At 48.3% G+C, this 7,835-nt stretch carries 7 protein-coding genes; 2 read left to right on the forward strand and 5 right to left on the reverse strand.

Features of this window, described 5'->3' with window-relative positions; all coding sequences use genetic code 11:
- Positions 1 to 32: 32 nt before the first annotated feature.
- The 4 genes from BN1360_RS04740 to BN1360_RS04755 all read right to left on the reverse strand — a co-directional run bounded on the left by BN1360_RS04740 (position 33) and on the right by BN1360_RS04755 (position 4,535).
- A complete protein-coding gene (locus tag BN1360_RS04740; RefSeq protein ID WP_068778752.1) occupies positions 33 to 1,982 on the reverse strand; it encodes an ABC transporter permease in 1,950 nt (649 codons plus the stop codon).
- Positions 1,972 to 2,742, reverse strand: a complete 771-nt coding sequence (locus tag BN1360_RS04745) for an ABC transporter ATP-binding protein (protein ID WP_068778735.1) — start codon at positions 2,740 to 2,742, stop codon at positions 1,972 to 1,974. The genes BN1360_RS04740 and BN1360_RS04745 overlap by 11 nt, the downstream gene beginning before the upstream one ends.
- 99 nt (positions 2,743 to 2,841) lie before the next feature.
- Positions 2,842 to 3,846 (reverse strand): sensor histidine kinase, encoded by a 1,005-nt coding sequence (locus BN1360_RS04750; protein ID WP_068778736.1) that lies wholly within the window; start codon positions 3,844 to 3,846, stop codon positions 2,842 to 2,844.
- Positions 3,843 to 4,535 (reverse strand): response regulator transcription factor, encoded by a 693-nt coding sequence (locus tag BN1360_RS04755; RefSeq protein ID WP_068778737.1) that lies wholly within the window; start codon positions 4,533 to 4,535, stop codon positions 3,843 to 3,845. Before BN1360_RS04755 ends, BN1360_RS04750 begins: the two co-directional genes overlap by 4 nt.
- 219 nt (positions 4,536 to 4,754) lie before the next feature.
- On the opposite strand from BN1360_RS04755, the gene BN1360_RS04760 reads away from it, so the two are divergent.
- The gene (locus BN1360_RS04760; RefSeq protein WP_068778738.1) at positions 4,755 to 5,774 is read left to right on the forward strand and encodes an SDR family oxidoreductase; all 1,020 of its coding nucleotides are present in this window, start codon (positions 4,755 to 4,757) and stop codon (positions 5,772 to 5,774) included.
- A 92-nt stretch (positions 5,775 to 5,866) separates the two neighbouring features.
- Here BN1360_RS04760 and thrC read toward each other — a convergent pair whose 3' ends face one another.
- On the reverse strand, positions 5,867 to 7,255 hold the full coding sequence (thrC, locus tag BN1360_RS04765) for a threonine synthase (RefSeq protein WP_068778739.1): 1,389 nt from the start codon (positions 7,253 to 7,255) through the stop codon (positions 5,867 to 5,869).
- A gap of 348 nt (positions 7,256 to 7,603) precedes the next feature.
- On the opposite strand from thrC, the gene BN1360_RS04770 reads away from it, so the two are divergent.
- Positions 7,604 to 7,835 (forward strand): hypothetical protein (locus tag BN1360_RS04770; RefSeq protein ID WP_420707874.1); only part of this gene is annotated, 232 nt, incomplete at its 3' end.

Genomic DNA, 7,835 nt, shown 5'->3' on the forward strand with positions numbered 1-7,835 from the left:
TTATTGGCGCCGAATAGGAAAAAGCCCTGTGATTACAGGGCTGTGCGAATTACTTTTTTATAATAAAGGACAGATAGAATGCCGAAGATGGAGTAGAGCGCGGTGTAAAGCAGCATGACCAGAAACATCGGCGTCCACAGCTCGGCTCCGAATAAGAACCAGCCTGATTTAATGGCGAAGTAGCTGTGTGACAAGCCGATTATGAGCGGAATGCCGAAGTTGAACAGCTGCTTGATCTGTACTCCGCCTAATAGATTTCCTTGGGTAAAGCCAAGCTTGCGCAGAATTGTGAAGCTTGGCTTCTCTTCTTCACCCTCGTCCATCTGCTTGAAATAAAGAATGCAGCCGGAGGTGATAAGGAAGGTCAGGCCCAGGAAGCCAACGACGAACATAATCAGCCCCATCATCTGTTTTTGCTCATTGGCGGAATCAAGCTGGGATTCGTTGTGGTATGGGCCATCCCCTTCGGGCAAGGTTTGAAATATACTGTTCGCTGCTTCCAGTTGATTGCGGTTTACTATATCGATGCCGATGTAGGTCGAATATTGGGTCTGAAGCTCCGGGTCCAGATCCTGCTTCAACTGAGCGAAGGTGGAGTCCGAGACGATGGCAACCGGCATACGTCCCTGCGTGAACTGCCAAGAGACCACGGTATCGTGCTTCAGATCAACCAAATCCTGGCGGATGGTTGTATTCAACCCATAGATTTCAATGGTTTCGTCCCCTTTGTAGGAGAACATTGATTTAAGCAAATCGTTGAATCCGGCCAGTATGACTTCATTATCGACAAGCTGCATATCCTTTACTTCTTTAGCGCTAACAATGGCAATATTCATTTTTTGTGGATTCATCATCATGTTATCCATAGAGGCGTGAATAATCTTACTCAGATTCACAAAACTGTGGATGACTTCGATATGCGTCTCCTTGTAATCAATATCTTCACTGGACAAGCTTTGCTTGAACTGTTCCGCGTTCTCGGTATAGACGAAGGAGAAATCGGCTGGAGAATCACTCTTTGCCATCTTCTCAGCAGAGTAGTAAGAGATGTAAGAGAGGGACAGCAGACCGATCGCTAGCGCTGATACCGTTGTGATGACAGTAAGCAGGATTGCATTCGACTTCATGCGGAACATGATCGAAGACAGGGACAGTACCTCGCGGATGTTCAAATATCCGCCTTTCTGTCTGCGAATCAGATAGAAAATAAAGCGGACGGACCCCCGATAGAACAAATAGGTTCCGAGGATAACTGAACCCAAAATCGTAATCATAGCCAGCGTAAGCTGACTGACACTGTCGAAATGACCGGAGAACAATCTGGTGGAGATGTAGTACCCGGTTAGAATCAAAGCGATCCCGAACAGACCGACCACCATCTCATTTAGTGTAACGCGCTTCACCGTCTCCTCTGTGGAGGATTGTACTCTGAACAGGGACAGGATGCTCTGCCGTTGGATATATATATAATTCATCAGCAGAATAAGCAAGAAAATAATTAAAAACACAATGACGGTCTGAATAAGCGCGTTCGTAGAAAACTGCAATGCGGTAGAGGTCTTTACATTCGTAATCTTGAACAAGACCATCGCCACGAGCCTGGAGAAGGAGAACCCGATAAAGATGCCGATCACCAGAGAACCGCAATAGAGGATGGAATTCTCGGCCGATAGAATACGGAAGATCTTCTGCTTGGTCAGGCCGGTCAATTGGTAAAGCCCGATCTCTTTACTGCGTCTCTTGATGAACAATTTATTGGCATAGAGCAGGAAGATGGTCACGATAGCAATTAACAGGATGGAGCCTGCCTTGATGGCTGCTTCCCCCTTGATGCTGCCCTTGATCTCTTCAAGCGATGGATCGAACTGCAAGGTGACGAAGGCGAAATAGAGCGCAACGCTGAAGACGAGTGCAAAGACGTATAAATAATAGTTCTTAATGTTTTTCCGGAAGTTGCGGGCAATGATGTAATTAATACTCAGCTTGTTCATCCTGTACCCCTCCCAGAACCCCTTGGGTCTTCATGATGTCCTTGAAGAAGGCCTGCCTCGACTCATTCCCGCGATGAAGCTGGGTGTAGATCCGCCCATCCTTGATGAAGATCACTCTGCTGCAATAGCTGGCGGCAACGGCGTCGTGGGTGACCATCAGAATAGTGGCCTGGCGCTGCTGATTCAATTGACTCAGCTTGTTCAATAAATCGGAGGCCGCTTTGGAATCGAGGGCTCCGGTTGGCTCATCCGCAAAAATAACACTCGGCTCATGGATGAACGCCCGGGCAGCTGACGTCCGCTGCTTTTGTCCGCCTGAGATTTCATTAGGATACTTATCCTTGATCTCGTAAATCCCCAGTTCATTCGCTAGTGACTGGAACTTTTCGTTGGCCCCTTTTTTGGAGACTCCAGTGATCGATAGTGGTAAGAGGATGTTCTCCTTCACCGTCAACGTATCAAGCAGATTGTAATCCTGAAAAATAAAGCCGAGATGCTGCTTGCGAAACTCCGCTAATTGCTTCTCTCGCAGCGTGGTCATCTCCTGGTCATTAATAATGACGCTGCCCTGGCTGACCTTGTCAATGGAGGACAGCACATTCAGCAAGGTTGTCTTGCCGGAGCCGGAGGCGCCCATGATACTGACGAACTCCCCCTGTCCAATCGCCATATCTATTCCCTTTAACACTTCTTGTCTATTAATTTTGTTGCCGTAGCTTTTATGGATTTTAGTTGCCTCGAGAATATTCATTACCCCACACTCCTTCACTTGGTAGCTCCATTATAAGGTGAGTGCCTGCACTGATCCTTCGATTCGTCGAACAAAAGATAGGGGCATGTGACATTGTTGTCACATGCCCCTAATCCGCACGAACTCGTTGCGGGTCGGGAAGATCAGCTTCATATGAGTACCTTGACCAGGCTGTGAGCTAGCTTCGATTCGAATATGCAGCGGCTGGGCTGCTTTTCTGGCAAGGTAAAGCCCCATGCCGGTTGCCGTCGGATCATTGTGCATAAGAGTTGAAGTGAAGCCCTTATCGAAGATGCGTGGCAGATCCTTGGGATCGATGCCCCGTCCATGATCCTTAATTTCGAGAATCGGGTGCTCCGCATGAAGGTAGCTTGTAACGATGATATCTGCATTCTCACTATATTTCACGGCATTGGTGAGGAGTTGTCTGATAATGAAGGCGAGCCATTTGGCATCGCACAGCACCTCGCTTATCTCCAGATCAACATCGAATCCGATTCCGCGGCGCATACACCAGGGGAGGAGCGTGCGAATTTCCTGGGACAGCAAAGATTTTAGCTCCACTTGTTCAATGAACAGGTCATTCTCCATAAAAGGAATGCGCCTCTGATGCAGCTGACGGTCAAGCAGGAGGTGGATGCGCAGCCATTCGTAAGTGAGCGGCTCTCGGACAGCTTGATCATCCAGACGCTCAATCATCAGCTGCATTGCAGTCAGAGGTGTTTTTACATCATGAATCCAGGATAGCAGTTCATCCTTCTCCGCCTCCAGCATGCCGCGATTCAGGGCGGATTCCTGCCTAAGCCGCTCTGTCTGGCCATACAGATGAGTCTGTACGATCTGTTCGAATGGGCTGCTGCCTGGCGACAATTCAGTCAGATCAAGATGAGGATCCCACTCTCCCAGGCTTCTGTAGAATCGTGTCTCTCTTGAGTAGCGAACAGCCAGGAAGATGACAAAGATGATCGCTGATATGAAGGAGATATAGAGCTGGGGGCCCATCGGAATATCCTCATCCAGATAAGCCATGAATAAGGTCAGAACCTGCAGGCAGAGGAACAGAAGAATCCAGCTGCGGCGCTCTATCAGAAATTTTCTAATCATTGCGGAGTCCCTTCTTCAATTGCGATATACCCTTGTCCAACTTTGGTCTCGATCATTCGACCCAAATCGATCGTCTCCAGCTTCTTGCGCAGGCGATTCACATTTACGGTGAGGGTGTTGTCACTGATAAAACGTTCATCATTCCATAGACTCCGGATCAGCTCTTCCCGAGTTATAATCTTGTTCTTCTGCTCCAGCAGCTGCTTGAGGATGAAGTTCTCGTTCTTGGTTAATTCAATGCATCCTCGCTCATTGGTTATGGTATTTTTCTCATAATCGACAGTGGCTCCGCACCAGGCTCTTAGCGAGACTGCCTCCGTATTATAGTCATAGGCGCGCCGCAGCGTGGCCTGAATTTTTGCGATCAGAACGTCAAAATGAAACGGCTTCTGCACGAAGTCATCAGCGCCGAGCTGCATGGACATCACCATATCGGTCGGGTGATCGCGTGAGGACAAGAAGATAATCGGCACACTGGAATGAGCTCGGATCATCCGGCACCAATGAAAGCCGTCAAATTTGGGCAGTTGGATATCGATAATGACGAGATCTGGCTTCACCGCCGTGAAGTCCTGCATCACATTGCTGAAATCGCTGATCCCATGGATATCATAGGACCATTGTGATAAACGGTCTCTGATTTCACTAAATAGACTTGCATCGTCTTCGATTAGCATGATCTTGAACAAGGCCGGCACCACCATCTATTTTTTTATAACATACGTTCGTAGAACATTATAACAGAGTCATGGGCAGGAGTAGGAGCGGGCAGCTAGGCAATTTAATTTAGCGGTGCCGACCGTTTAGTTTTTTGTGGATTGTCAACCCGGGGAACTGGTGCTATCGTTAAAGATACCATGCCATGTATTGGCAGGAAGAGAGAGTTTATACTTTTATGGAGGTGGAATATGAAAGCGCTATTTATCGGAGGAACAGGGACGATCAGTTCGGAGATTACCAGACAGTTATTGGACAAGGATTGCGAGCTCTATCTATTGAATAGGGGAACACGTAACAATTCCATGCCAGCTGGAGCAAAAATCATCCAGGCCGATATTAACGATGAGGCCAAGGTTGCAGAATTGATTCAAGATATGCAATTTGACGTCGTGGCACAGTTTATCGCATTTCATCCTGAGCATGTTGAGCGGGATTATCGATTGTTTAAAGATAAAACCAAGCAGTATATGTTCATCAGCTCAGCTTCTGCCTACCAGACTCCGTTATCGGATTATAGAATTACGGAAGGGACTCCGCTGTCCAATCCCTACTGGGAATATTCCCGGAATAAGATAGCTTGCGAGGAATATCTAATGAAGCAGTACCGGGACCATGGCTTCCCGATTACACTGGTAAGGCCAAGCCATACGTATGATGAGCGTTCGATCCCGCTTGGCGTCCACGGAAGCAAGGGGAGCTGGCAAGTAGCGAAGCGAATGCTGGACAACAAACCGGTGATTATTCATGGGGATGGTACCTCGCTGTGGACGATGACACATAACAGCGATTTTGCCAAGGGCTTTATCGGATTGATGGGCAATATCCACGCGATTGGGGAGGCCGTTCATATTACTTCCGATGAGACGGTCACCTGGAATCAAATCTACGAGATCATCGCTGACGCCCTCGGGGTCAAGCTGCATGCGGTACATGTCTCGTCGGAATTCCTTGATGCCAGCAGCGACGAGGATTTCCGTGGGGGATTATTGGGGGACAAGGCTAACTCTGTGGTCTTTGACAACTCCAAGCTGAAGCGGCTCGTTCCGGAATTCGTGGCCACCACACGTCTGGATCAGGGAATCAAACGGACAGTAGAGCATATTCTGGCGCATCCGGAATATCAAGTGGAGGATCCGGAGTTTGATGCATGGTGTGATAATGTCATTCATGCTCTGAATTCTGCGCTTAAAAGGATCAATGGACGTTGAAGCTAAATAAATAATAAGCTTGCTAGAGCTTAAAAATAAAAACGGCCATCCTCTCGCGAGGTTGGCCATTTTTATTTTGGTCTACGTAGCAATTAGAAAAATAGAACGAGCTTATCTCGAACCGCTTCATTCGCCCCTTCCACGATAGTCTGAAGCTGCGGCTTGGAGAAGAGCGCCTCAATTGGTTCAGGGTAAGTTTGCTTGATTTCGCATAGGGCAATAGCTTCATTGAACTTGGCCGGGTGCGCAGTGGACAGCGTAACCGTCACTTCGCCCGCCGATGTAAGCTTGTCAGAAGCTGCTACTCCACAGGCCGTGTGCGGATCAAGCAGATAGTCGTACTCATCGTAATATTTGCTGATGACCGCAAGACATTCGTCGTTTTCCACAGCATGTGCGGCGAACTTTGCGTTGACGGCCGTCTTCTTGTCTTCAGGAATTACAATTTTGCCCTCCGCTTTAAGCAGCTCCATCAATGAAGCTACTTCTGCTGCGTTCTCCCCGTACAGATAGAACAGATAACGTTCAAAGTTGCTGGCAACCTGAATATCCATAGAAGGGCTATAAGTACCGCGGAATTCACCCGGCTGGTAGATCCCTTCATTCACAAAGCGCTCCAGAATATTGTTCTCATTTGTTGCCAGGATGAGCTTATGGATGGGCAAGCCCATGCGCTGCGCCAAATAACCGGCGAAGATGTCGCCAAAATTGCCTGTCGGTACGCTGAAATTCAGCTTGCCAGTCAGGCCTTGCTGCGCGAGCTGCAGATAGGCATAGAAATAATAGACGGTCTGCGCGAGTATACGCGCGATGTTGATGGAATTGATCGCACGCAGATGATATTGATGTTTGAAATCTACGTCTGCGAATAATTCCTTAATGATCCGCTGGCAATCGTCGAAGGTTCCATTGACGGCCAGATTGAGTACATTCTCGTTATCGACCGTTGTCATTTGAAGTTCTTGCACCCTGCTTACCTTCTGATGCGGATGCAGGATACAGATGCGGATCCCCTCTTTGCCGCGAACGCCTTCGATCGCTGAAGCTCCTGTATCGCCTGATGTGGCGCCAAGAATATGAATGACCGATCCGGTCTTGCGGGATACGTAGGAATACAGATTGCCCAGAAATTGCAGAGCAACGTCCTTGAAGGCAAAGGTAGGTCCATGGAACAGCTCCATAATATAAAGATCGTCATGAAGCTTGCGGACCGGCGTTACATCAGGATGGCGGAATGTCCCGTAGCTGTCTTGAACCAGCTTCTCCAGATCAGAGCGTGGTATTTCGTCATTCACGAAGAGCGAGAATACTTCGGTAGCAAGTTCCGCATAGCTAAGAGACTGCCAGTTCTTCAGCGTTTCGGCGGACACCTGCGGAATATGTTCAGGTACAAGCAAGCCGCCGTCGTCAGCCAGACCCATTAGGATGGCATCGATGAAGCCGATTCCAGCGACTTGGCCTCTCGTGCTTTTATAGTGCATAGAATGATTTCCCCCCGCTTGATAGTTTTTCATTATTGTATCAGAAAATTTCCTTTTGTTAAGGGAAAAGTTCTGAAGTGGCTGTCTTCCATAAAGTTGATTTGGAGTCGGAGCGTTATATTTCGGCCGTTATTAATTCGATAGGCAGGGCCGTTGAGGGAGAGTTCCATCGGTTCGCCTGCCCGTATGGATGTCGACGCCTGGAAATATTTTTATATTCATAAGAAGCCGACGATGTCGACATCGTCGGCTTTTGTCATATTTGGGCATTTTGTAAAGGTAATTTAACCCTAACATAGAATAAATAAACGATGCTTATAAATTGATGATAATTATAGGGAGGACACCGTGAAGCCCAATTATTATGGAACACCGATTCGAATAAGCCGTCGTACCGGCCCGGGATATGGGATATGGATAAAGCGAATCCTAATCGCTGTCATTCTAATCGCAGCTGTATTGGCGGGTCTGCTGCAGATTCGATCCCCCCGTCCCGGCCGGGGCGAGGCCCCGCCCGAATATTTCTCCCCTGCCCCGGGGGTGGGGAAGGGCGAGATGATTGCCAGAGAAACACACCCCT

It is taken from the genome of Paenibacillus sp. GM2, from assembly GCF_900069005.2.
GTDB lineage: Bacteria > Bacillota > Bacilli > Paenibacillales > Paenibacillaceae > Fontibacillus.

Coding starts and splice junctions, on each gene's coding strand:
- BN1360_RS04745 (WP_068778735.1), bottom strand. CDS start 2,742: ATGAATATTCTCGAGGCAACTAAAATCCATAAAAGCTACGGCAACAAA.
- BN1360_RS04750 (WP_068778736.1), bottom strand. CDS start 3,846: ATGATTAGAAAATTTCTGATAGAGCGCCGCAGCTGGATTCTTCTGTTC.
- BN1360_RS04760 (WP_068778738.1), top strand. CDS start 4,755: ATGAAAGCGCTATTTATCGGAGGAACAGGGACGATCAGTTCGGAGATT.
- thrC (WP_068778739.1), bottom strand. CDS start 7,255: ATGCACTATAAAAGCACGAGAGGCCAAGTCGCTGGAATCGGCTTCATC.